Below are 23916 nucleotides of genomic sequence, written 5' to 3'. Positions count from 1 at the left end.
ATTAAGCAAATTGGTATAAACGGCTGCCCGATTGCGTTTAGGCGGGTTTGCGCCACTCAAGTGTCAGAGACACTGAGTCCGCAAAGCGCAGTGCATGCGGTTTATCAACCCTGACCTTGGCATAGCTGACGTCCGGGTGCTGATGACACTCCGTAAGAATGTCGGCGACCAGCTTCTCTAACAACAGGAAGTGGCCATCTTCGACTTTCGCGATCACCGCTTTGGTAATGGTTTTGTAGTTCAGCGCGTGGCCAACCTCATCGTGGAACAGGCACTCCGCATCAGCCGGGTAGTGGATCTCGATATTGATCACCACGTCCTGTTTTTTCTCTCTTTCTTCTTGATTGAAACCAATGAAAGTACGTAACCTCAGGTTCGTAATATTGATGATGGCCGTGTGCATAAGCGGTCCTTAGCGTTTCAGTAGTTGTAGGAATTCATTGCGTGTTTTGGCATCTTCTCGGAAGTTACCCAGCATGACAGAGGTGCGCATCTGTGAGTTTTGTTTCTCAACGCCACGCATCATCATACACATATGCTTTGCCTCAATAACCACACCAACACCGCGCGCTCCGGTTACGTCTTCTACAGCTTTGGCAATCTGGTGCGTCAGCTGTTCCTGGATCTGAAAGCGGCGTGCGTACATATCAACAATGCGTGCAAACTTAGATAAGCCTAACACCTTACCATTGGGAATGTAAGCGATGTGCGCGCGCCCGACAAAAGGCAGCAAGTGGTGTTCGCACATAGAATACAGCTCAATGTCCTGGATCAGTACCATGTCATCGGCGTCAGAGCTAAACACCGCGTTGTTAGTCACATCACTAAGCTCCTGACGATAGCCCTGAGTCAGGTATTCCATTGCCTTGGCAGCACGTTTGGGGGTATCGAGCAGCCCTTCACGGTCTTTGTCCTCGCCAACGGCGGAAATGATCTGTTGAAAACTGCTCTTTAATTCTTCATGCATAATAAAACTCACTGTAGTTGATTCGCTCAGGCCCACTATTTCAGGTGGCGGCCTCCGTCAACGGCCAAAGTACGGCCGGTGATGTAATTACTTTTACGCAGCAACTCGATGGCGTCGATCACTTCGCGACAACCCGGTTCAATGCCCATAATGGATTTTTTCAGTGTTTTCGCCTTGTACTCTTCACTGTCATCTTGATTAAAAATGATCAGTGACGGGGCCACGGAGTTTACTTTGATATCCGGCGCATACTTGGCTGCAAAGGAGCGGCTGAGGTTATCCAGCGCAGCTTTACTGGCCGCATAGGCAATATGTTTTGGGCTGCCTTTTTCGACCACATAATCCGTAATATGAATGATGTCCGCTGTTTCATGATAATTTTGCAGCAATGGCGCGAGGCCCATATTCAGCAGATATGGCACTTTGGCGTGAATGTGCATCATGGCATCAAACAGGGCATTGTGATCCGGGTTGCGCGCTTCGCAATCCCAGCTGGATGCATTATGTATCACGGCGCTCAACGTATCGGTATGTTGTTTAACCTGAGCGATTAAAGCATCCACGGCTCCCGCTTGATTAAAATCGGCCTGGATACAGATCACGCCCTGTTCAGCCAGGGTGTCGATGACCGGGTGTTTAGTGCGATATGTCATGATCACCGGGATGTCTTCAGCAACAAAGTGCTGAACCATCGCCAGCCCAATACGCTGTGCGGCTCCGGTGATCAAAATGGGCGCTGTCATTGGCATCTATCCTTCTTTGCAAAGTGAACGGGTGGCGGGTGGATCCGCAACTGTACCCGTAGTTCGTCTGGCCTTGTACGAGGGTTAACGCAGGCCAGATCACTAAGATTATGTCGGGGTTTTACTCATGGTCGTAAATAGTTGGTATAGGCTGGCGCTTGTGTTGTGTTTTCTGATAAATCTCGATCAGCAGCTGTTCAACATCCAGGCTGATGGGCTTGCCTTCCAGAAAGTCATCAATGTCATCATAGCTCAGGCCCAGCGCTTCTTCGTCGGCAAGACCGGGGCGGTCACATTCCAAGTCCGCAGTGGGGGTTTTATGCACCAGTGATTGCGGTGCGCCCAAGTGATCGGCTAATGCACGCACCTGGCGTTTAGACAGACCAAATAGCGGGGCTAAATCACAGGCGCCGTCGCCAAACTTGGTATAGAAGCCGGTGATGTTTTCGGCGCTATGATCGGTGCCAACTACCAGGCCGCGTGTCAGTCCGGCTATCTCATACTGAGCGACCATACGTTGTCTGGCTTTGACATTACCCTTAACAAAGTCGACCAGAGCGGCGCTGGGTAACTGGGTATCGCTGACCTGCATTGCCTGAATTGCCTGCTCATGCATAGCATCGGCCGCAGCCTTGATATTAACCGTCAGGCGCTTGCTGGGCTGAATAAATTCCAGCGCCTGCTGAGCTTCGTCTTCGTCAGCCTGGGTACCATAGGGCAAACGCATCGCGATGAACTGATATCCCTGGCGACCTTGTTCTGCATTCAACTCGTCAATGGCCAGCTGGCATAAGCGACCGCAAGTCGACGAGTCAACACCGCCACTGATCCCAAGTACCAGACTGTGGCAATGGGCTGAGATCAGGGTTTGTTTAATAAACTGAACACGTCGGGCAACTTCTGCCGCAACATCAATGGTTGGCTGAACTTTCATTTCAGCAATGATAGCTTCACGCATGGGGGCTCCCTTTGACCTGCCGTGTTTTATTCGGCTGGTCTAATAATGACTAATTGCTCTAAGTTTACTTGAAATTATGGCAGATTAGATCTGTTTCTTGCCGTGATCGTTACAAACCCAGATGCTGCTTGATGGTTTTCAGTTCCTGCTTAAGCTGATCGATTTCCTGCAGGAGTTCATCGAGGTTTATCGCCGGCTCTGCATCGGGTGTGCTCATCTGCTCACTGAGCGCATTGTCTTCAATGTCGCCGAACAAGTGCTGATAGCGCGCTTCGCGTTTGCCGGGTTCCCTGGCCAGGCGTGTGACGAGCTCTTGCTGTATCAGTGCGTTGAGTGCCGCTTCTACCTCACTGACTGCGGCGAATTCCGCCAGCCGACCGCTGCGGGTGCGCAGTTCTCCGGGTGTCTGTGGTCCGCGTAACAACAGCAGACAAACAATGGCCCGTTGCTGTTCGGTGAGCTGCAGACTACCGAACTCACTATTGCAAAAGCGATGTTGGTACTTACTTACTCTTCCGGATAAGCCCTCATCGCAGACCACAATGCGCTTTTGCTCAAGCTGTGTCAGCGTGTCCAGCACTTCTGACTCTGACAATGACATCACAGGCTCGCGGTTCGATTTTTGATTGCAGGCATTGGTCAGCGCGTTGAGTGACAATGGATACTGATCTGGGGTTGTGGTTTGCTTTTCCAGCAGGCAGCCAATGATCCGTTGTTCAATCTTGGATAAGTTCATATTCATTCCCTATATGATGTGCTGCCATACAGTGCAGCAGATCAGGTTAGTTTTCATAACTTTACTCTATGCGATTTGCAAGACCTTGCATAGTGGCCTCAGGTGAATAGCGAGTATTTTCAGTGTGTGGTTTAGCAGGTTTTGGCCTCATCCACCCACCGCTGTAGCATTTTACTTAGCGCCACAAAGTTAATCGGCTTACTCAGGTAGGCATCCATACCGGCAGCCAGGCATTTTTCTTCATCGCCCTCCATTGCATTGGCCGTCAGGGCGATAATGGGAGTTTGCTGGTGCTGTTCACCGGCCACGCCAGCGCGGATTTCTCTTGTTGCTGTGTAGCCATCCATCTCGGGCATTTGGCAATCCATCAGGATAATGGCATAGGATTCATCGCGCATTTTGAGGTGGTTAAGGGCGGCGAGGCCATTGTGTGCGCAGGTTACATGGGCGCCCAATTTTTCAAGCAGGGTGGTTGCCACGGTTTGGTTTATCTTGTTGTCTTCGACCAGCAGGATATCCACATCCAGGCATACGTCTTCTACGGTTTTAGCAGCCAGTTGCTCTTTGCGTTTCACCAGCGACAATGCATTAGCAGGCGTGAGTGGCGCAAGCAACACATTATTGGACGAAAACTGTGGCCAGGCTTGAGTCTGCGCCATGTTTTGGCATAAAAGTGCATAGCTTAGCTGCTTGGTTTTGATGTGCTTCAGTAAGCGGTTGATGTCAGATTCCGGCGTATCATTCAGCACGTCAGTGGCGATGATCAGGGCTGGCCGCTGCGATGGGGCCTCTTCATATACTTCAAGCATATGCGCAACGCTTTCAAAATGCTCGCTGGGTATGTGCCAGGCATCCAGCATATGCCGAGCTGCCAGGTCGGACGCGCAGTGGGCGTCTATGACATACAGGCAGTCATTATTGGTATCCAGTGCGCGGATCGGCTGAGGGTCAGTGAGTTCAATGTAAAAGGTAAAGGTGCTGCCTATATTGGGTTTGCTGTAGGCATTAAGTGCGCCACCCATCAGCTCACACAATTGCCTTGCTATCGTTAAACCCAGCCCGGTCCCACCAAATTTACGGGTGGTTGAAGGGTCAGCCTGGGTGAAGGAGTCAAAGATTTTACTCAGCTGCTGTTTACTGATCCCAATCCCGGTGTCTTCAACACTGCACCAAAGGCGTGACTGCTCGCTGGTACGCTCCGTATAACAGGTCAGTGTCACTTTGCCGTTCTCAGTGAATTTAACGGCGTTGCTGATCAGGTTATTAAGAATTTGTTTGAGCCGGTGTGGGTCGGTTTTAGCGTGCTGATATTGCATATTCCGGCTGTCAATAAACAGCTCAGTTTGCTGATCGTTGGCGCGCGGGGCAAAGGCGGCAAAACAGTCACTGATTATCTGGATCAGATCGCATTCGATATTCTCAATATTGAGCTTACCAGCCTCAATTTTTGAGAAGTCTAGGATGTCGTTAATAATCGTCAGTAATGACTCGGCGGAGCTTTGTGCCAGTGCCAGGTTGCGTTGTTGCGTATCTGTCAGTTGCGAATTGCCGAGGATCTCGAGCATACCTATGATGCCATTCATCGGTGTGCGGATCTCATGGCTCATACTGGCCAGGAAATCGGCCTTGATTTTGGCTGACTGCTCCGCCAGCTCCTTTTCTATAATGGCTTTACGCTTTGCTTGCTGTTGCTGCTGGCCACTGAACAAACTCGCCAGCATTGCGGCAATGGCGTGAATAAAACGCCTGTCGCTGTCGGTCCAGTCTGGGTACGGGTCGCCGTATTCAGTACAGAGTATGCCGCACACTGCACCGCGATGCAGGATAGGCATGATCAGCATGGCTTCGACCTCAAAGGGGTCGAGATACTGATCGGCCAGTGGTCTAGTTATCGGGTGCTTGGTTGCCATGCTGGCCTCAATCACCTGCTTGCTGAGTACCGCTGAAAACAGGCCTGGCAGGGTGGCTTTGCGCCAGGGAGGGAAGTGTTGCAGGCTATCTCGTCGGGTATTACTAAAGCAAGTGGGATAGAGCAGCGCATGATCTTCGCTGAGTAGCCAGATACTGGCACGTGAAGCGCGAGCGGCCTGGCAAACGGCATCGGTACACAGCTCCTGGGCGCGTTCAGTGTGATTATTGAGGATAGCTTCGTGAGTACTCAGCTGTGCCAGCAGTTCGTTATTTCTGGCCACTTTTTCGTGCTCAATGGCCATCAGTTTGCGGTCGTTGATATTTTGCACTGAGCCAAACACCTGTAAGGTCCAGCCGTTATGCTGCTTGGCCTGAGCCTTAATGAGCACCCAACATTCCTGCCCTTTGTGTGGCTGTACAATGAATTCATCTTCAAAAGGCTTACCGTATTTGATCGCCTGATTCATATGATCCTGAAACTTCTTGCGATGCGGACCTTCTTTGAAAAACTCGGTGCTGCTCATCCAGGTGGGTTGGTAATCCGGTGGTACGGCAAAAATTTGACGGGTGACTTCCGACAAGGTGATTTGGTGAGTTGCCAGGTCCACCGACCAGGCACCGACTTTGGCCAGCGACCCCATGTTGGTCAACGCACTGGTCTTGCTTTTAAGCTCAGAGAGCAGCCGGGTGTAAAACGAAAAAGCGAACAAAAAGAACAGCACTATGGTCAGTAATGCAAGCCGAAATGGCCACAAGGCGGCAGACGACGCTTTCCAGCCATAACGGGGGGCTGCATACATTACCCAGCTGCCCGATGGCACGTGAATGGTAAATGCAAGCGGGTTGTGCTCCTGTATGGTGGGCGAGCCATAGAAATATTCGCCGCTGTCACCCAGGCCATTTTTGCCTTGAATGGCGATCAGGTAATCCCCTTCAAGCTTGTTCAGTGACACTTGCTCGTATAGTTTAGGCATATCAATTACAACCGACAACAGGCCCCAGAACTGGTCCTTATCAACATACACCGGGACACGCGCGATCAGCGCCATACCGCCCTGGACCAGCTCAAGCGGCCCGGCCAGTACGATGGTGCGAGAGTCTCGAGCTCTGATCGCATCTTTCTTTTGCTGTGGATGAGTAAGGTAATTGAGCCCGATGGCTTTTTCATTGCCCTCGAGCGGATAGATCATTTTTAGCACCATGTCCGGTGCCGCACCAACATTACGCAGCACCTGGCTGGTCTCAAATAGCGGTGCGGCAAAGCGCTCAAACTGCGCTTGATTAAGATTCGTCTGTGGGGCCAGTGCAATGGCCAACCCACGGACCAGCTGAATATTAGACGCCAGTGTGCCTTCGAGCTGGGTACGATAGACATTGAGCTCTTCAAACGTTCGGTTTTTTTCAACTTCAATCAGACGTCGCTCGTTAACGCCATCTATGTACCAACCCGCCGCCAGGATCACCAATAACAGTGCGCCCACCATAAAGCGGGTTAAAAAAGCTTTCCTTGACGACAGCACGTTTATGGGTTGCATGTAAACATGAAAAAGTATCCTTGAATCATTTAACTATAGTTGTCTGTATGAAAACTCGCCAAGACCCAGATACATTTAAAGCACAAAAATCCTGTTGCAGCGTACAGCCTTGCCTGACGCATTGGTTGAACCCTGTTTTGCGCGGATTACAAGTCTGTGCAGTGACCGATTCAGATTCACTGAGATGTAATGCAATACAGCGTAATAACCGCTAAGCTGGCTAAGGTCATTAATCAATCAAATGAGGGAAGATATGCTGACTTGGCTGAAACGCGGGGTGGCAGTGTTGGTGTTGCTCGCACTGGCTGCCAGTGCAGTGGTGTATGGCGTGTTATCACTGAGCTTGCCGGCGCTCGACGGGCAGGGTCAGTCGGAGGGGGTGAGTGCCCCAGTGACGTTAGAGCGAGATGCTCTGGGACAGGCGGTGATCACGGCTAAAAACCGTCATGATGCTGCTTATGCACTGGGTTTTGCGCATGGTCAGGATCGCTTTTTTCAGATGGACCTGCTGCGTCGTAATGCCGCCGGAGAACTGAGTGAATTATTTGGTGAAGCGGCGATTGGGCTGGATAAACGCCTGAGGTTTCATCGCTTTCGCGCCCTGAGTCAGACCATTTTGCAGCAACTGCCGGAGTCTGAGCAGGTGTTGCTGGCACGTTACACTCAGGGAGTAAATGAAGGACAAGCGCAAAGCGGAATGACAAGCTTTGAATACCTGCTGTTAGGTGCTGAAGTCAGGCTCTGGCAGCCAGAAGACAGCTTACTGGTAATTTTCAGTATGTATCTGGATTTACAAGAAAGTACGATAAAAAGAGATGAGTCACTAATTTTGGTGGAGTCATTGTTTGGAAAGGAAATGGTAGACTTTATTCTGCAGCCAGGGAATTATCAGGCGTCGCTTGATGGGTCTAAAGTCACCGCAAAAGATGTTGATATACCAAATATAGGTGACATTGCTTATTTTGGTAGTGTTGTGCATATTGAAGAGTCTCCCGTGCATGGGAGTAATAACTGGGCTGTGACTGGACAGCATACTCAAACTGGCGCAGCGATGCTTTCAGACGATATGCACCTTGGCTTAAACGCACCGGCTATCTGGTATCGTGCGCAATTAAATTATGACACGGATACAAATCAGCCGGTTCAGGTCACGGGCGTCACTTTACCGGGGGCACCTGCTGTGGTGGTGGGCAGCAATAACCACATTGCCTGGGGGTTTACCAATGGCTATCTGGATACAGCCGACTGGATCCAGCTCGACCCGCAGGATGACAACACCTGGGAGGTTACTGAGCAGCTGAAGTTACCGGGTGGTAAAAGTGAAACGTTCAAACTGACAATGAGTGATTTTGGCCCGGTTAAGGAGATCCAGGGTCAGCCCTATGCCCTGAGCTGGGTGGCGCATCAGGACTATGCGGTTAACCTTGGGCTACTGGCGCTGGAGCAGGCCGACTCTGTGGATACAGCACTGGAGCAGGCCGCACACATTGCTATCCCGGTGCAAAACTTGGTGGTTGTGGATGCCAAAGGTAATGCCGCATGGCGCCCAACAGGCGCGGTGCCGGGTCGCTCAGTGCCCAGTGATTTAGCGGTGCCCAGCCAGGGTTACAGTACTGACTGGCAGCACAACGAAGTGCAGCGTCCGGTGGTTAAAAACCCCTCTCATGGCAAGCTATGGACGGCCAACTCCCGGGTGGTGTCGGCGCAGCAGCATCTACGTTTTGGTGATGGTGGTTATGCACTGGGCGCGCGGGCTGTGCAGATCCGCGATCGCCTGATGGCGCAGAGCCAGTTCGATGAGTCCGATTTTATGCGTTTGCAGCTCGATAATGAGGCGCGTTTTCTCATGCCCTGGCATCAGCTGCTCAGCGAGCTACTGGCAAACAATGGCGACCGTTATGCCCGTGACCGTCAATACCTGGCCGACTGGCAGGCGTGTGCTTGCCCGGACTCGGTTGGTTATACCCTGGTCAGGCGTTTTCGTGATCATACGCTTGATCAGCTGTTTGCACCGGTAGAAACAAGGCTGCAACCAGCAAAGGGCAGCTTGTCACCCTTAAAGCGCTATCTTGAGCCGGCTGCGTGGCAGCTGCTGCGTGAGCAGCCCGCGCACTGGCGAGCGCAACATCCTGACTGGGATAGCCTGTTACTGGCTTCCTATGAAGCAGCCAAGGTGCAGCTAACAGAAACACAGGGCCGGGATATGGCGGCGTGGCAATGGGGGCGGGTGAATCAGCTTGAGGTGAAGCATCCGTTTAGTCGGCAAATGCCACTGCTCAGTGGCTTGCTCGATATGCCGGTGGTTGCTGGGTTTGGTGACAGTTATATGCCTGCGGTACAAAAGCCGGCATTTGGCGCTTCTCAGCGCTTTATCGCGCAACCTGGCCACCTGGATAACGCCATTATGAGCATTGCGGGAGGGCAAAGCGGCCATCCTTTATCGCCATTTTATCGGGCTGGCTTTAGTGGCTATGCACAGGGAGAGGCGGTGCCCCTGTTACCGGGTAAAATTACCCATCGCATTTCGTTTACACCCCTGGACTAGCCAGAGCGGGCCGCAGTAATACAATTGCGGCCCTTTGCTTTACTGCTGTATAGCGCATCGTCGGCCAGCTGCAAGGCCACAGAAAAGGGCAGCGCAGTGTGCCATAAGGCCACACCAAAACTCATGGTTGCCGTCAGTTCATCGCCGTTAAAGCGCTGCTTTTCCAGCGTTTGCCTCAGTGTCTCAAGGCGCTGGAGCGCTTCTTCTAGTGAGCAGTCAACCAGCACCAGCAAAAACTCCTCCCCACCCCAGCGTACGGCAATGTCCTGATCAGTGACATGCTCGCGCAAAATGTTAGATACGGTTTGCAGTACTTCGTCGCCTACGTCATGGCCCAGCTGGTCGTTGATCTGTTTAAAATGGTCCAGATCGGCCATTACTACGCACAGGCTCTGATCATTGTGAGCACAACTGCTGTGCGCCCTGAGAATAAGCTCCTTGGCATAGCGGCGGTTAAACAAATTCGTGAGTGGATCTCTGGCCGCCAGGGTCGCCAGCTGATGGCGCTGAATAAAGGTACTTTCGCGGACATGACCAATGACATAAATCATCGGCAGGCCACAGACAAAGACATTGATAAAATGAATAGGGCGAGCGTAGTCATGAAACACAAATGCGGTTTGCACGTCACTAAATAGCTCAAACAGGGCGGCAAATAGCACGATCAGGCTCAGCGACAGGGTGATGGCCAGTCGTAATTTCAGTTTCATATCCAGCAGTAACATACAGGCGATGGTCCACAGGTAATACTGAAAGCCATAGTCCATGCCAAGGGTGGCGCACACCAGCACCGAGTGGGCGGTGACTTCGATGCAAAAAACCCTGAGTGCCAAATGGCTGTGGCCCAGGTTCAGTAAGTAAATACCCGTTGCCCAGGCTGCGACGCTGGCGATATTGGCGATGGCCAGGATATACACCTGGCTGTACCAGAAGGCGAAAATAAACAGCAAATGTAAGCACAAGCAGTAATAAGCGACTTGCTTAAACAGCTTTACTTTGACCAGTTCTACTTCGTCCGGCTGACTATAAATGTGTTGCGCAATCGGCACGTAAGGCACTCAGTTGTTATTGTTGCGATATCTTCAGTATAGAAAGCGTCCACATTTTTTCCCTGAAAATTTATGTCAGGCCAGTCGCCTAGCCCGTCATGACCAGCACTGCGGCCAGTGCTATCAGCCCCAGTCCCAGCGTATCACGCCGGGCAACGGGGGTTTTCAGCCACCACAATGAGATAGCAAGGGTAAAGAACACTTCAATCTGACCCAGGGTCTTCACATAAGCAACGTGTTGCAAGCTCATGGCACTAAACCAGCCAATCGATCCGATACAGCTGGTGGTGCTGATGGCACTAGTCAGTCGGCGATGTTGCCACAGCTGCCGCCAGGAGTCGGCTTCGGCATAGCTCAGGTAACCCGACAGCAGCAAAGTTTGACAGGATAACACCAGCAACAACACCCAGGCTGCGCTGTGAGGAAAGGGTAACTGAGTGGCAATACTGGCTTCTCGCACCCACAAAGACGTGAGTGCAAAGGCACCGCCGCAGGCAAGTCCCAGCAGGGCGGTCGACAGCTGAAATTGCCGCAGGGTCACGCCGCTGAGCAGCAGCACGGCAATGCCGCCGAACACAACACCCAGCCAGCCCAGCGCGCTCAGGTGAGAGCCAAAAAACACCATGCCCAGCATAGCCGCCAATAAAGCCTCACTTTTGGCCAGGCCCACGCCCACAGCGTAATTATTGCGTTTGAACAGGACCACCATTAGCCCGGTGGCGATGATCTGCATCACGCTTGCGCCGCCAATATAGCCCAGCAAAGCTGGATTAAAGGTCAGGGCGGGTGCCGCCTGCCAGTGGTACAGGCCCAGCAGGTATAGCGCGGCCAGAGGTGTGGCTAACAGAAAACGGGCCAGCGTGACACTGGCCACACTGGCGTGCTGGCTCAAACGGCTTTGCAGGGCGTTACGCCAGGCCTGGCTAAATGCGGCCAGACAGGTAAAGGCAATCCATTCCATACGTAATGACTTTTAGTTATTCAGGAGCACTGACGCTACCTGCGCCGGTCGAGAATTACCAGCGCCTTGAGAAATATTCAGCATAAAAAGGGTCAATGGTGGTGCGACAATTTGCCACAGTGTGTCGCGACTCGCCGCGCGCTATACTGCTTAGCGATGCTACTTTTTACCGCCCAGACAGCTGGTCGGGCGGTATTATTTTTCTTTTTCCAGCAGCTCAAGCTGCGTCAGGGCAATGGCCTGATAGTGTCCGGGCGGCAGGGCCTGTGCATCCAGGTGCAAATTGGCTATCCGCACCCGATATAAATCCACAACCCGATAACCACAATAGCGCGCCATTTTACGGATCTGCCGGTTAAGCCCTTGTTTGAGAATGATGGTAAAGGTATCGGTGGTAACAGGCTCGACCCGACACGGCTGAGTCATGACGCCATCTACTGGCACACCGGCGCGCATTTGCGCACAAAATTGCGCATCAAACGGGCGGTCTACCGCCACCCGGTATTCTTTTTCCTGATGATGGTCGGGGTGGATAAGCCGGTTGCAGAGTTCGCCGTCATTGGTGAGTAGCAACAATCCGCGACTGTCTTTATCTAACCGGCCAATGGGATAAACACGCTCACCCGGGGGGAGATAATGGATCAGGCTGCTGGCGTCGTCCGGGCGTAATTTACAGTCAATGCCCACCGGTTTGTGGTACGCGTAGAGCTTTTTCGGGGCTGGACCGGAGACCGGGCGGCCGCTGACAGAAACGTCGTCGGCGTCGGTAACATGGTCAATGTGGTTCGCCGGGCGACCATTTACAGTCACCTCAGCGGCTTCGATCAGCCGTGAGGCCTGACGGCGGGAGCAGACACCGCAGTGACTCAGGTATTTGGCTAGGCGCATTGGCTGCATAAATGAGATAACCCGGAAGTAAAAGCTCAGTATATCAATTGTGGCTGCGCGGGCGCAAAATCAGCACCGCATTTTGCTGGTCTATATCGAAGTCAAAATGGCGCAGGAAGTTCATGCCCAGCAGTCCGGGGCCTGCTCGCATCTCATTCATCACCGCAAACTGCATGGGGCCGCGTACCTGATCGCCAATTTGCATCTGCTCACTTTGATAAAATTCGACGTTCGCCAGACCATTGGCCGTAGACACGGTGCGGGTATCGAGATAGTCAACGGCCTGCGCCAGGGTGGCGAATTGCTGTTGGGTCAGCGACGTCACGCTGGCGCCAGTGTCTATCATCAATTCAATGGTGGTGCCGGCGAGTCGGGCTTCGAGAACAAAATGACTACCCAGGCGACGCAGCGGGACATGTGTAACGCCCTGTTGCAGCGCTTGGGCGCGCTGATAAAGTGCCTCGGTCTTTTGGTGGTGGCGCAGGGTATGATCTGCCTGGGCAATTAAAAATAAGGCTTCGGCAGGCTGCAATAGTGCCAGGTGTGCCTCGACCTGGTGTATCAGCAGGGGCAGCATCTGTGGCTTTTCATCGTACCAGGGCGCGGCAAGTGTCAGCAGCTCATGCCACTGTTGCTGTTGGCTCAGCGCGACCAGACGCGGCACCAGCAAGGTATCAACCAGCGTTTGCCACTCGGTATAATGTGGGTTGCGCCGGTACGCAATAAGGAGCCGGGTAAGTGCCTCATCGGGCTGCCCAAGCGATTGATAGAGCAGAATCTCCAGCCGTTGTGCTGTCAGTGCCTGGGGGTCTGCTCTGAGATAACCCTGTACCAGCGCCAGCTGGGCAAACAACTGAGTTTGACGTGCCTGCATGCGCTGGGTATCTATCCACTGCCACCACTGCTGCGCATAGCGCTGTGTGATGTCCGGGTGGGTTTGTCGCGCTTGCAGCAAACTGACCAGAGCCTGTTCATAACGAGCCTGTTCAAATGCCTGCTGGGCCTGAGCAACAGCGGCTGGCGTATCGCTGTCTTTGGCCCGTATTGGCCTGGCCTGTGGGACCTTAGGAGTCAAGGTTGAGTCTGCAGGTTGTAATGCAGGTGACAGCTGAGACAACTGCCAGCCCAGGTAAGCGTTAAGCAGCAAAGAAAGTCCTAACAACGTTGATTTCACCTGCATCCCCTGTGCTCCTAAAGGTGCTTGCTCAGCACGCTTGCTATCGCCGAGGCAAAATCGCGATGATGGGCAATCCCTAACTCGTGCAGGCGGGTGTCCTGAAGTGCACAGTTGTGTGGCCGGGCTGCGCTTTGCGTCGGCTCAGGCACAGCAACAAGCTGTTCGGCGTCTACACCTAACTGCGCTGCCACGGTGCGTGCCATCTGATACTTGGTCATCGCCTGAGTATCCGACACATGGTAAATCCCGCCTAGCTTTTCTGCAGGCAGTGCTACTAAGTCGGCCAGCGTCAGTGCGATATCTTCAACATGAGTAGGGTAGCGGATTGCCCAGTCGTCATGCGCACCGGATGGGGATGCTTTTAGTTGCTCGGCAATCACAGTTACAGCCGACTCGGCCAGGTATTCGACCTCACCATACAGTACGGGGATGCGGATAACGCAATGGCCCGGGTCGATAGACAGCACAGCCTGCTCTGCCCGTTGCTTACTCTGACCGTAAAAATTGAGCGGGTTGGTTGTTGCCTGCTCGTTATAAGGCGGCTGAGTGCCGTCAAAGACGTAGTCGGTGCTGATAAAAAACAACCGTATCCCACGCTGGCTGCATTGTGCGGCCAGGTGCTCGCTGGCGGCAACATTGAGTGCCAGCGTCTGAGCATGATCCGTTTCACAGACATCAGGCTTGCGTTCTGCGGCAGCGTGGATCAGCACATCCGGTGCGTATTCATCAAGGAAGTTGTTTACGGCTCCCTGATCGGATAAATCTAGCGAGACCAGCGGCGGTGCGGCACGACGGAATCCACAGCCAATGATGTTGTACTGAGTCTTGAGTATTTTAACCAGTGCGCGACCCAGTAATCCGGTGGCGCCGGTAATGGCGATGGTTTGCATTCTGTCTCCATTAAATAGCTGATTGTGTTACAGCGTGAGGTAAAAAACAGAGCGTGATTCACGCTGTTATTGCACTGTTGTATTGCTCAACTGGCGAATTGGTTTGAGTCTATATGCGCCGAGTGCGATGCATTGTAGTAGCAACTGTGCCAGCTTACCCAATTCCCACAGGGTGTCCAGATGGCGGTGGTGATTTTTCGCAGCAGGAGCGAGTCTGTGTGGATGGGGAGTTGAGGAGGGCAGATAATTTAGGGCCGGTTAACACCGGCCCCGCGACATCATGCCGCTTGTTGCTGACCCTGACCTTCCCAGACTTTGGCACGCAAACCAAACAGGCCAACCAGGATCCCCACGCCAATACAGAACAGGCTGATCTGCAGATACAGATTCGGCATCTGCTTTACGTTGTTGGGGTCAAAATTACCGGCCAGCAGGCCCGAGATAATGTTACCGATTGAGTAAGTTAACACAAATACGCCCATCATCTGTCCGGCAAAGCGTTTTGGCGACAGCTTGCTGACTGCACTCAGTGCCACCGGGCTCAGGCATAACTCACCAACTGTATGCAGGAAGTAAGTGGTTACCAGCCACATGGGTGCGACCTTGAGGCCTTGCGCAGCGTATTGAGCGGCAAAGAACATGACGATAAAGCCGCTGGCCATGATCACCAAGCCAATGGCACATTTTACTGTGTACGACGGCGAGATCATGCGCTTGGCCAGGTTGATCCACAGGGCCGCGAAGAAGGGCGACAGTATGATGATAAAAAAGGAGTTGGTTGACTGGAACCAGGCGGTGGGAATACTAAAGTCGCCAATCAGTCGGTCGGTATAGTCACGGGCAAACAGGTTCAAAGAAGAACCGGCCTGCTCAAACCCGGACCAGAAGCAGGCTGAGGCCACGCAGACCAAAAAGAGCGCCCACATTTTGCGTTTCTCATCGTGTTCCAGCTCACCGGCAAAGTAAATAAACCCGTAATAGGCGAAGAAGATAAGCGTAAACGCCACGGCCACATATTGGGCAACCACCACCGGATTAATGGTGATCAGCCCACTGTAGGTAAGTGCCACCACGCCCGCAACGACGGCAACCACAGCACCTATGACCGACCAGGCCTTGCGCGCCTTTTCAGCAGGAAGCGGGTTGCTGGGCTGGTCGCCGACCTGGGCAATATTACTCAGAGTGTGACGATACTGAATTAGGCCAACACCCATGCCTACCGCGGCCGCGCCAAACGCCCAGTGCCAGCCCAGATTTTCCATAAAGTAGCCACAAATGGTATAGCCGAGCACTGACCCCAGGTTGATCCCCATGTAGTACAGGGCGTAGCCGCCATCGCGTCGTTCGTCTTCATCGCGATAAAGCTGACCCACCATGGCGCTGATATTGGGCTTTAGCAGGCCGGTGCCCGCAGCCACCAGGATCAGGCCAATAAAAAAGGTTTCATGGGCCGGAATGGCCAGCACGATATGGCCACACATGATGATGATGCCGCCGTACCAGACGGTGCGCTGACCGCCCAGCAGGCGATCGGCTATCCAGCCGCCGGGTAAGCCCAGGAAGTACACCGCGCCTGTGTATAAGCCGTAGATGGCCGCGGCGGCTGCCACGGTGAACTCCAGGCCTTCTTCTTGCAAAGAGGCGGTCATAAAAAGCACCAGCAGGGCGCGCATGCCGTAGTAGCTCATGCGCTCCCACATTTCAGTAAAAAAGAGGGTAGACAGGCCTTTGGGATGGCCAAAAAATCCCGTATCAAGATGAGTGTCCTGAGATGACATAATAGACTTCCGATTGTTGTTTTATTATCCGAAAGTCTTATTAGTACGTGATTTGTTAAAAGTTTGCAACCGAAGTCAGTTGGCCTTTTACCGGGAGGAAATGCCTTGTGCTGTGGTTATTTCAGCAGTAATGACAGGGCATGGATATCATCAATTTCAATGTCGGCGAGGCCCTGATAACGGTAGGCAACATCCTGATTGTTTAGCCACACACTGCGACATCCAGCCAGGTTGGCACCCTGCACATCCGTATCCAGGCTGTCACCTATGTGCAGTATCTGGTGCGGCGCTACAGCGCAGTACTGACAGGCGGCGTCAAACAGATCGGCATGGGGCTTAGCACGGCCATCTCGTCCTGCCATAAACACTTGCTCGAACTGACCGGCGAGGTTGAAGCGCTCTACCTCAACATTGCCATTGGTGATAGCAATCAACCGGAAGCGTTTGCTCAAACGCGCCAGCAGCTCCAACACCGATGCGCTGACCTCAATCTTGCTGCGCGCGGTTGCAAACGCCTGATAAGCAGCATCGGCGTGGTGTTCAACGTCTGCATCGCTAAACCCGGCTTGCCGTAAGCCATAGCGCAGCGCAGCCTGACGCCAGCGGGTAACGTCATTGGTGAGCTCGCTTTGCTCGGTGGCAACGTGCTGGCGGCATTCGAGCCAAAATTTTGGACCCTGGGCACGCCAGGGCGCTAGTGCATTCACGTAGTCGTTCATTGCCTGCACCGCATTCGCAATGATAGGGTGGTTGTTATACAAAGTATCGTCCAGGTCGAAGCTCAGTACCTGGATCTCATCAATAGCACGGTTAAATCGCATAACACCTCTCAGTTGTTCAAGTTTGCCAGAGTGTACCTAAAGAAACGCTTCAGGCCTACTTAGTCTTTACGTTGTTTGCGGGCTCGGGGGTGGGCGTTGTCATACACTTTGGCAAGATGACCAAAGTCGACATGGGTATAGACCTGAGTTGCCGACAAACTGGTGTGGCCCAGCATTTCCTGGATGGCCCGCAGATCGCCACTGGATTCGAGTAAATGGGTGGCAAAGGAGTGACGCAATTTGTGGGGGTGAATAGTACCGGTAATGCCCTGACGGATCCCCCACTCCTGCATTCTGGCACGCACATGGCGGGCCGAAATGCGGGTTTTGCGTTTGCTGACAAACAGCGCCGGCTCATCAGCAGGCGCAAACATAGGACGGTATTTTAACCAAAGTGCAATGGCCTCCAGGGCCTTACCGCCCACGGGCACAACCCGCTCTTTATTGCCCTTACCCAGCACCCGTATTTCACCATCGCGGATATCATGCAGGTTGGCATTGACCAGCTCGCTGATCCGCAGTCCGCTGGAATACATTAGCTCCATCATGGCCTTGTCGCGCACTGCGAGCGCATCGTCATCTGCAATATCCAGCAGTTGTGCCATCTGATCCACATCGAGGCTTTTGGGCAGTGGCTTTTGAAATTTTGGTCCGCGCAGCCCCTGGACCGGGTTGTAGGTCTCTTGCTCTGTGGCGTGTTTGTGCTGCAAAAACTTGTATAAGCTGCGCACACAGCTGAGTTTCAGATTGATACTGCGCGGGTTGTATTGGCGGGTGCGCAGCTGCATTGAGTAGCGCCTGACCAGCTCACTGCTGACTGCCAGCCAGTGCTCACAGTGGGGGGCAAAAAAAGCCGCAGCCTGCAATAACTGGCGTTGGTACTGACCCAGGGTATGGGCTGAGTACTGACGTTCAAATTTCAGGTAATTAGCAAAGTCGGTAATCGGCTCCAGCCAGCCTGGCCCAAGCTCGCTCGGATCCACATCCAGGTGGGGTTTACTCATGCCAGATGCTGCAATCTAAGTTGCAAAGAAGACACCAGCTCACTGACGAACAGCGAACCGTTACCGGGAGCAAAATGATCGGCGCAATGACTGGCAAACAGCAGCACGGCCTGCGGGTTATCCTTGTCACCCAGTGTATACAAGGCAAACGACTGGCATTGTTCGTCTTCGACGAGGCCGGCGCGTTCTGCCCGATTCAGGCGGCCCTGATAACCATTGCTGTCTTTTAAGCGGCTGTGCCTGAGTGCATTCACTGCACGGGCTTGCTCACTGTCGTCACTGAGGTTAACCAGCTGGCAGTGATTGACGTTAGGCAGTTGGGTTAATTCCTGACTCAACAGCTCGGTCAGGGCTGACACATCCTGACATTGCCACAGGCGTCGCTGACACTCACTGAACAAACGATAAATCTGTTCATTTTCCTGTGCGTGCGCGACCATCTGCGCAATTTGCTTTTGCAGCTGCTGATTTTGCTCACGCAAAGTGCGCTGCTGTAACAGTGCCAGGTTAGGCGCGCCCTGGGTATCGTTGTACAGGTTCAGCTCCAGCAACAGATACGGGTGCGCTAGCAAAAAATCGGGATGCTGGTGCAGAAAGTCCTGCACCTGCTGGTGTGTCAGTGGACCTTCTGAGTGGCTCATAATGCAATTTGTCCGTCAAAGACGTGTTCTGCAGGGCCGGTCATTTTAACGCTCTGGCCTGGGCCATTCCAGCGTACCTGAATGCTGCCACCGGGCAGGTCAACACGCACTGTGCTGGCCAGTTTATCCTGCGCTATGCCGACGACTGCGGCAGCGCAAGCGCCACTGCCACATGCCAGGGTTTCTGCGGCACCCCGCTCCCAGACACGTAGTTTGATATGTTCACGGTTAATGATCTGCATAAAACCAATATTAGCACGTTTTGGAAAGCGTTCATGGGTTTCCAGCAGCGGTCCAAGCGTGTTCACATCTGCCTGCTCAATGTCTTCGACCTCAATCACGCAATGCGGATTTCCCATAGAGACCACACCACAAAACACCGTATGTTCTTCGGCACGCAGAATATAGGTTTGTTCCTGCTGTTTCGCCTTAAAGGGCACCTGTGCGGGCGCAAATTCGGGTTTGCCCATATTCACGGTGACCTGGCCGTCTTTTTCGGTAAACAGCGTAATATTGCCGCCCTTCGTGGACACGCTCACTTTGTGTTTGTTGGTCAGGCCCTTCATGCGGACAAAGCGGGCGAAGCAGCGTGCGCCATTGCCACATTGTTCTACTTCGGTGCCGTCGGCATTGAATATACGATAATGAAAGTCCAGGTCGGGCGAATAGGGTGGTTCAACCAACAATAGCTGGTCGAAACCGATGCCAAAATTGCGGTGTGCCAGTTTACGGATCTGGTCCCGCGACAAAAAGACATTCTGGGTCACGTTATCCACGACCACGAAGTCATTGCCCAAACCATGCATCTTTGAAAAATTTACAAACATAAAGCCTTTTCTATTTTGGTGTCGCGCTGTGTATGCCCGCACCTATTTTATGATTGTGATACCTTACTTTGCCACGCCGCGTGTTATTACGGAAGCACTTGCTCGCCTTGCCACAGCGATTCCAGCGTTTCTCGTTGGCGGATAAGGTGGCAAGTATCGCCATCGACCATGATTTCCGCAATGCGTGGGCGTGAGTTGTAATTTGAGCTCATGGTAAAACCATAGGCCCCGGCGCCGCGTTGCGCCAACAAGTCGCCGGGCTGGATCGCGAGTGGGCGGTCTTTGCCGATAAAATCTCCGGTCTCGCACACGGGCCCTACAACATCATAGGTATGCAAGGGTGTATCGTCCTGTCTTGGGGCGACCGCAATGATCTGCTGCCACGCCTGATACAGCGAAGGGCGCAGCATGTCGTTCATGCCCGCATCGACAATCGCAAAATGCTTGTCTTTGGTCGGCTTCAGGTATTCCACTTTGGTAACCAGTATGCCGGCGTTCGCTGCAATGGCACGGCCTGGTTCAAAGATCAGCTCCAAATGTTGATAGTCGGCAAGTCGTGCCTTGACCTCAGCGGCATACGCGCTGGGATGGGGTGGTTTTTCGCTGTCGTAGGGCACACCCAGGCCGCCACCAATATCCAGGTGCTGCAAGGTAATACCGGCCGACTCAAGCGTGTTGACCAGCGCCAGCACTTTGTCCAGCGCGGCAATAAAGGGCGCAACTTCAGTTAATTGTGAGCCAATGTGGAAGTCGATGCCTACGACTTTGATGCCGGGCAGGGCACATGCCAGCTGATAAACATTAAAGGCTTCTTTAATATCGATGCCGAATTTGTTCTCTTTCAGCCCGGTGGAAATATACGGGTGTGTTTTGGCATCTATATCCGGATTAACCCGAATAGAAATGGGCGCGAGTAGCTCAAGCTCACTGGCAACCTCACTGATGCGACGCAATTCAGCGGCAGATTCCACATTAAAACACTTGATGCCTGTTTTAAGCGCAAAAGCGATTTCCTGTGCCGTTTTAGCAACGCCGGAAAACACGATTTTGGCCGGATCGCCGCCGGCTTTGAGTACCCGTGCCAGCTCACCCTGAGAGACAATATCAAATCCGGCGCCCAATCTGGCCAAGACATTCAGCACAGCCAGGTTGCTGTTGGCCTTGACGGCATAACAAACCAGGTGAGGGTGTCCCTGTGCCGCGTCGGTGAACGCATGATAATGGCGCTCCAGCGTCTTTCGGGAATACACATAACAGGGCGTGCCATAGTTTTCGGCGATATCACGGATGGCTACCTGCTCAGCGTGGAGTTGATTATCCTGATAGTGAAAGAAATCCATTTATGACTCCTGTTTCGTATCAGCATCCTCAGACGATCCGCTATCCTGTTCAGGCTGAGGAGCCTGCTCGGGCGCGTTGGTCGGTTGGGCGCGTTGCTCGGGTAAGTATAGAGGCCCACTCTGACCGCATCCACTTAACAGCAAGAGGCTGGTCAAGATCAGGGTAAATAGGCTAAATTGAGTGTGTGTCGCTTTCATTAGATTAATGATGTCAGTGCCTTTATAATCGCAGAGTAACAGAATTGGTAAAAAAAGCAGCTTAGAAAGTAAATTTAATTGCGCCAAAGTGGCGGACTTTCGGGGTTTGCACAGTAAGGATCAAGCTATGACAGATCATGAATATCACGAGTTAGCCGATGCGTTAATGTTAACCATTGAGGAACAAATTGACGACTGTGAGGTAGACCTGGATTATGAATCGGCATCCGGGATCCTGGAAATCATTTTTCCGGATCGCAGTAAAATAGTGATTAATAAGCAAGCTCCGCTGCACCAGGTGTGGGTGGCCACTAAGTATAACGGGCATCACTTTGAATTGCGCGACACCCAGTGGATTGATAACCGCAGTGGCGCAGAGTTCTGGCAGTTTATGAGCGATGCCGCAACCCGCCAGGCGGGCCAGCGCATTGAATGGCAGCACGACTGATGCTGCCGTTTGTAGAATACCCGGCCCAGGGAACCCACAGGGCAAGTGTGATTTGGCTGCATGGTCTTGGCGATTCTGGCGACGGCTTTTTACCTATTGCGCCAGAGCTAAGATTACCCGCCGAACTGGGTGTCCGGTTTATCTTCCCGCACGCGCCAGAGCAGCCGGTGACCGTGAACAACGGTATGGTGATGCGCTCCTGGTATGACATCAAATCTTTTGATCTGGATAAAAGAGCCGACGAAGCCGGTGTGAGAGACTCTGCGAAGTTGGTCGAGGCATTAATTGATGCTGAGCTGGCTGCGGGGATACCACCGGAGCGTATTATTTTGGCTGGATTTTCGCAGGGCGGCGTGATGGCGCTGCACGTAGCGCCGCGTTTTAAAGCGCGCCTGGGCGGTGTTTTGGCGCTCTCTTGCTACATGTGTGCCCCGGATAAACTGGCTCAGGAGGCACAGCAAACTGACCTCAATGTGTTTATGGCACATGGCAGTCTGGACCCTGTGGTGCCGATGATGGCAGGACGACAGGCATTTGAAACCTTACAAGCACAAGGCTATGAAGTAAGCTGGCAGGATTACCCGATGCAGCATCAGGTTTGTCAGGAAGAGCTGGAGGCAATCCGCACCTGGTTACTGGCCAGGTTAACGTGACAACAGAGTGAACACCCATGACACAACGCATTGTGATTAAAACAGCGGTAACCAAAGCAAACGAAGGCCCAGCCAGGCCCGTGACCTACCAATATCACTGGCGCCGCATTGGTGCCGTTGGCAGTGTGGCGGCATGTGGCTTAGCCGCTTTGTTTTATGGGATAGTGAATTCGGTTAGTGCCGATGAGCAACCAGCTTCGGCACTGAGTGACTATCAGGCGGCTGTGCAACCAGAGCCGAAACCTGATGATGCTGAAATATCTGCGCCCGTCAGTGAGTCCGAGCCTGTTAGTGTCGCGGCATCCGCGCCCAGTGAACTCGACTCTGAGCCTGTCATCGAAGCACCACCAACTCAGGCAGTTGTGACGGCAGCTGTCGTACCGGCTGTTACCCGGGTTGAAGCAGAGCGGGACGATGAGCAAAGCAGTGACGATGTTGCGCCGCAGAGTGCGGATGGAATGACCGATGAAGAAGCCAGCAACGAGCCGACCAAGCGCTTTGCTGACGATGCTCAGGTAGCCAGCGTGGCCATGGCGGCACAAGTGGATACCAATCACATCAGCCGCGCAGTGCTGACCACAGAGGTGGTCAACCGCGAGCCGGTGAATGTACTCAAAGACAGCGTGGAGCAATCGGCCTTTGCAGATAAGTTGTATTTCTTTACCGAAGTACGTGGCCTGCAGGGACAAACCATCCGCCATTTGTGGTTTCATCAGGATCAGCTGATGGCAGAGATAGACCTGGCTATCAGTGCCTACCGCCATCGCACCTATTCCAGCAAAAACATAATGCCCAGCCAAAGTGGCCAGTGGCGCATTGAAGTGATCACCGCCGATGATCAGCTGTTGGCACAAAAAACCTTTAGAATTATTGCAACCGCTCAATAGTGAGCAGACTGAGTAAAGCATGACGACGAAAAATAACGTGTTGCGTATCGCAACAAGAAAAAGTGCGCTGGCCTTATGGCAGGCCGAATTTGTAAAAGCCGAACTGGAAAAGTTTCACGCCGACCTGACCGTCGAGCTGGTACCTATGTCGACTAAGGGGGATAAAATCCTCGATACGCCGCTGGCTAAAATTGGCGGTAAAGGCTTGTTCGTAAAAGAGCTGGAACAGGCCATGCTGGACGGACGTGCGGATATCGCCGTGCACTCGATGAAAGACGTGCCGGTTGATTTCCCAGCAGGGCTGGAGCTGCACACTATTTGTGAGCGTGAAGATCCGCGCGATGCGTTTGTGTCGAACCATTATCAGGCGTTGGCTGATCTGCCGGAGGGTGCCGTGGTGGGCACTTCCAGCTTGCGTCGTCAGTGTCAGATCCGCGCAATGCGCCCGGATCTGGTGATCAAAGACTTACGTGGTAACGTCAATACCCGGCTGGCGAAACTGGATGCTGGTGAATTCGATGCCATTATTCTTGCCGCCGCAGGCCTGATCCGACTGGAAATGGCTGAGCGCATTGCCAGTTTTGTCAGCGTTGAAGACTCTCTGCCGGCCAATGGTCAGGGCGCGGTTGGGATTGAGTGCCGCAGTGATGATGCACAGGTTCAGGCCTGGCTGGCACCGCTGGAGCACAGTGAAACGCGGATGAGAGTACTGGCAGAGCGCGCCATGAACCGTCGTCTGGAAGGGGGCTGTCAGGTGCCGATTGGTGCCTATGCCGAAATTGCAGGCGAGCAGCTGACACTGCGCGGGCTGGTGGGTGCGGTTGACGGCAGCCAGATCTTACGCGGTGAACAAAGCGGTCCGGTCACGGATGCTGAACAATTGGGGATCCGCCTGGCTGAGACTTTGCTGGCACAAGGTGCGGACCAGATCCTCGCTGAGGTTTATCGGGACAACTAAT

At 53.1% G+C, this 23916-nt stretch carries 23 protein-coding genes; 5 read left to right on the top strand and 18 right to left on the bottom strand.

Features of this window, described 5'->3' with window-relative positions:
- Positions 1–37: 37 nt before the first annotated feature.
- From folX to C3B51_RS10075, 6 genes are all read right to left on the bottom strand, one after another.
- Positions 38–403: a dihydroneopterin triphosphate 2'-epimerase gene (gene folX / locus C3B51_RS10100; protein ID WP_046005884.1), complete on the bottom strand. Its 366-nt coding sequence runs from the start codon at positions 401–403 to the stop codon at positions 38–40.
- Between the two features lie 9 nt (positions 404–412).
- Positions 413–967 carry a GTP cyclohydrolase I FolE gene (gene folE / locus C3B51_RS10095; protein WP_125721534.1) on the bottom strand — a complete coding sequence of 185 codons (555 nt, stop codon included), beginning with the start codon at positions 965–967 and terminating at the stop codon, positions 413–415.
- A gap of 35 nt (positions 968–1002) precedes the next feature.
- On the bottom strand, positions 1003–1710 hold the full coding sequence (gene folM / locus C3B51_RS10090; protein WP_125721532.1) for a dihydromonapterin reductase: 708 nt from the start codon (positions 1708–1710) through the stop codon (positions 1003–1005).
- A gap of 121 nt (positions 1711–1831) precedes the next feature.
- Positions 1832–2668 carry an ammonia-dependent NAD(+) synthetase gene (gene nadE / locus C3B51_RS10085; RefSeq protein ID WP_125721530.1) on the bottom strand — a complete coding sequence of 279 codons (837 nt, stop codon included), beginning with the start codon at positions 2666–2668 and terminating at the stop codon, positions 1832–1834.
- A gap of 109 nt (positions 2669–2777) precedes the next feature.
- The gene (locus C3B51_RS10080; RefSeq protein WP_125721528.1) at positions 2778–3404 is read right to left on the bottom strand and encodes a YceH family protein; all 627 of its coding nucleotides are present in this window, start codon (positions 3402–3404) and stop codon (positions 2778–2780) included.
- Positions 3405–3535: 131 nt separating this feature from the next.
- On the bottom strand, positions 3536–6850 hold the full coding sequence (locus C3B51_RS10075; RefSeq protein WP_240701885.1) for an ATP-binding protein: 3315 nt from the start codon (positions 6848–6850) through the stop codon (positions 3536–3538).
- A 253-nt stretch (positions 6851–7103) separates the two neighbouring features.
- On the opposite strand from C3B51_RS10075, the gene C3B51_RS10070 reads away from it, so the two are divergent.
- The gene (locus tag C3B51_RS10070) at positions 7104–9395 is read left to right on the top strand and encodes a penicillin acylase family protein (RefSeq protein WP_130244954.1); all 2292 of its coding nucleotides are present in this window, start codon (positions 7104–7106) and stop codon (positions 9393–9395) included.
- On the opposite strand, the gene C3B51_RS10065 is transcribed toward C3B51_RS10070, so the two are convergent.
- From C3B51_RS10065 to lptM, 12 genes are all read right to left on the bottom strand, one after another.
- Positions 9392–10444 (bottom strand): GGDEF domain-containing protein, encoded by a 1053-nt coding sequence (locus C3B51_RS10065; RefSeq protein ID WP_240701884.1) that lies wholly within the window; start codon positions 10442–10444, stop codon positions 9392–9394. The genes C3B51_RS10070 and C3B51_RS10065 overlap by 4 nt on opposite strands.
- 88 nt (positions 10445–10532) lie before the next feature.
- Positions 10533–11405, bottom strand: coding sequence for a multidrug transporter (locus C3B51_RS10060; protein ID WP_130244952.1), 873 nt, complete (start codon positions 11403–11405; stop codon positions 10533–10535).
- Positions 11406–11600: 195 nt separating this feature from the next.
- Positions 11601–12293 carry a pseudouridine synthase gene (locus C3B51_RS10055; protein ID WP_130244951.1) on the bottom strand — a complete coding sequence of 231 codons (693 nt, stop codon included), beginning with the start codon at positions 12291–12293 and terminating at the stop codon, positions 11601–11603.
- A 43-nt stretch (positions 12294–12336) separates the two neighbouring features.
- Complete coding sequence (locus C3B51_RS10050) at positions 12337–13473, bottom strand: retropepsin-like aspartic protease family protein (RefSeq protein WP_130244950.1); 1137 nt, start codon at positions 13471–13473, stop codon at positions 12337–12339.
- 11 nt (positions 13474–13484) lie between these two features.
- On the bottom strand, positions 13485–14360 hold the full coding sequence (locus C3B51_RS10045; RefSeq protein ID WP_130244949.1) for a dTDP-4-dehydrorhamnose reductase family protein: 876 nt from the start codon (positions 14358–14360) through the stop codon (positions 13485–13487).
- 278 nt (positions 14361–14638) lie between these two features.
- Positions 14639–16138, bottom strand: coding sequence for a peptide MFS transporter (locus C3B51_RS10040; protein ID WP_130244948.1), 1500 nt, complete (start codon positions 16136–16138; stop codon positions 14639–14641).
- 116 nt (positions 16139–16254) lie between these two features.
- Positions 16255–16959: an HAD-IA family hydrolase gene (locus tag C3B51_RS10035; RefSeq protein WP_130244947.1), complete on the bottom strand. Its 705-nt coding sequence runs from the start codon at positions 16957–16959 to the stop codon at positions 16255–16257.
- Between the two features lie 59 nt (positions 16960–17018).
- A complete protein-coding gene (locus tag C3B51_RS10030; RefSeq protein ID WP_130244946.1) occupies positions 17019–17963 on the bottom strand; it encodes a tyrosine recombinase XerC in 945 nt (314 codons plus the stop codon).
- The gene (locus C3B51_RS10025; RefSeq protein WP_130244945.1) at positions 17960–18604 is read right to left on the bottom strand and encodes a DUF484 family protein; all 645 of its coding nucleotides are present in this window, start codon (positions 18602–18604) and stop codon (positions 17960–17962) included. The genes C3B51_RS10030 and C3B51_RS10025 overlap by 4 nt, the downstream gene beginning before the upstream one ends.
- Positions 18601–19431, bottom strand: a complete 831-nt coding sequence (gene dapF / locus C3B51_RS10020; RefSeq protein WP_130244944.1) for a diaminopimelate epimerase — start codon at positions 19429–19431, stop codon at positions 18601–18603. The genes C3B51_RS10025 and dapF overlap by 4 nt, the downstream gene beginning before the upstream one ends.
- An 86-nt stretch (positions 19432–19517) precedes the next feature.
- Positions 19518–20771, bottom strand: a complete 1254-nt coding sequence (lysA, locus tag C3B51_RS10015) for a diaminopimelate decarboxylase (protein ID WP_125783716.1) — start codon at positions 20769–20771, stop codon at positions 19518–19520.
- Entirely contained in the window at positions 20772–20969 is a 198-nt protein-coding gene (gene lptM / locus C3B51_RS10010) for an LPS translocon maturation chaperone LptM (protein WP_125721501.1), read from the bottom strand.
- Between the two features lie 127 nt (positions 20970–21096).
- Between lptM and cyaY the strand changes: the two genes are divergently transcribed.
- The 4 genes from cyaY to hemC are packed head-to-tail and all read left to right on the top strand — an operon-like array spanning position 21097 to position 23915.
- The gene (gene cyaY, locus C3B51_RS10005; RefSeq protein WP_130244943.1) at positions 21097–21417 is read left to right on the top strand and encodes an iron donor protein CyaY; all 321 of its coding nucleotides are present in this window, start codon (positions 21097–21099) and stop codon (positions 21415–21417) included.
- The gene (locus C3B51_RS10000) at positions 21417–22070 is read left to right on the top strand and encodes an alpha/beta hydrolase (protein WP_125721573.1); all 654 of its coding nucleotides are present in this window, start codon (positions 21417–21419) and stop codon (positions 22068–22070) included. The genes cyaY and C3B51_RS10000 overlap by 1 nt, the downstream gene beginning before the upstream one ends.
- A gap of 17 nt (positions 22071–22087) precedes the next feature.
- The gene (locus tag C3B51_RS09995) at positions 22088–22957 is read left to right on the top strand and encodes a DUF2914 domain-containing protein (RefSeq protein WP_130244942.1); all 870 of its coding nucleotides are present in this window, start codon (positions 22088–22090) and stop codon (positions 22955–22957) included.
- 19 nt (positions 22958–22976) lie between these two features.
- Positions 22977–23915, top strand: coding sequence for a hydroxymethylbilane synthase (gene hemC / locus C3B51_RS09990; protein ID WP_125721496.1), 939 nt, complete (start codon positions 22977–22979; stop codon positions 23913–23915).
- Position 23916 lies beyond the last annotated feature (1 nt).

This window comes from Pseudoalteromonas rubra (assembly GCF_004212645.1).
GTDB classification, from domain to species: Bacteria; Pseudomonadota; Gammaproteobacteria; order Enterobacterales; family Alteromonadaceae; genus Pseudoalteromonas; species Pseudoalteromonas rubra_G.
The sequence above is the reverse complement of the archived record's forward strand: the minus strand, read 5'-3'. Positions and strand labels throughout refer to the sequence as shown.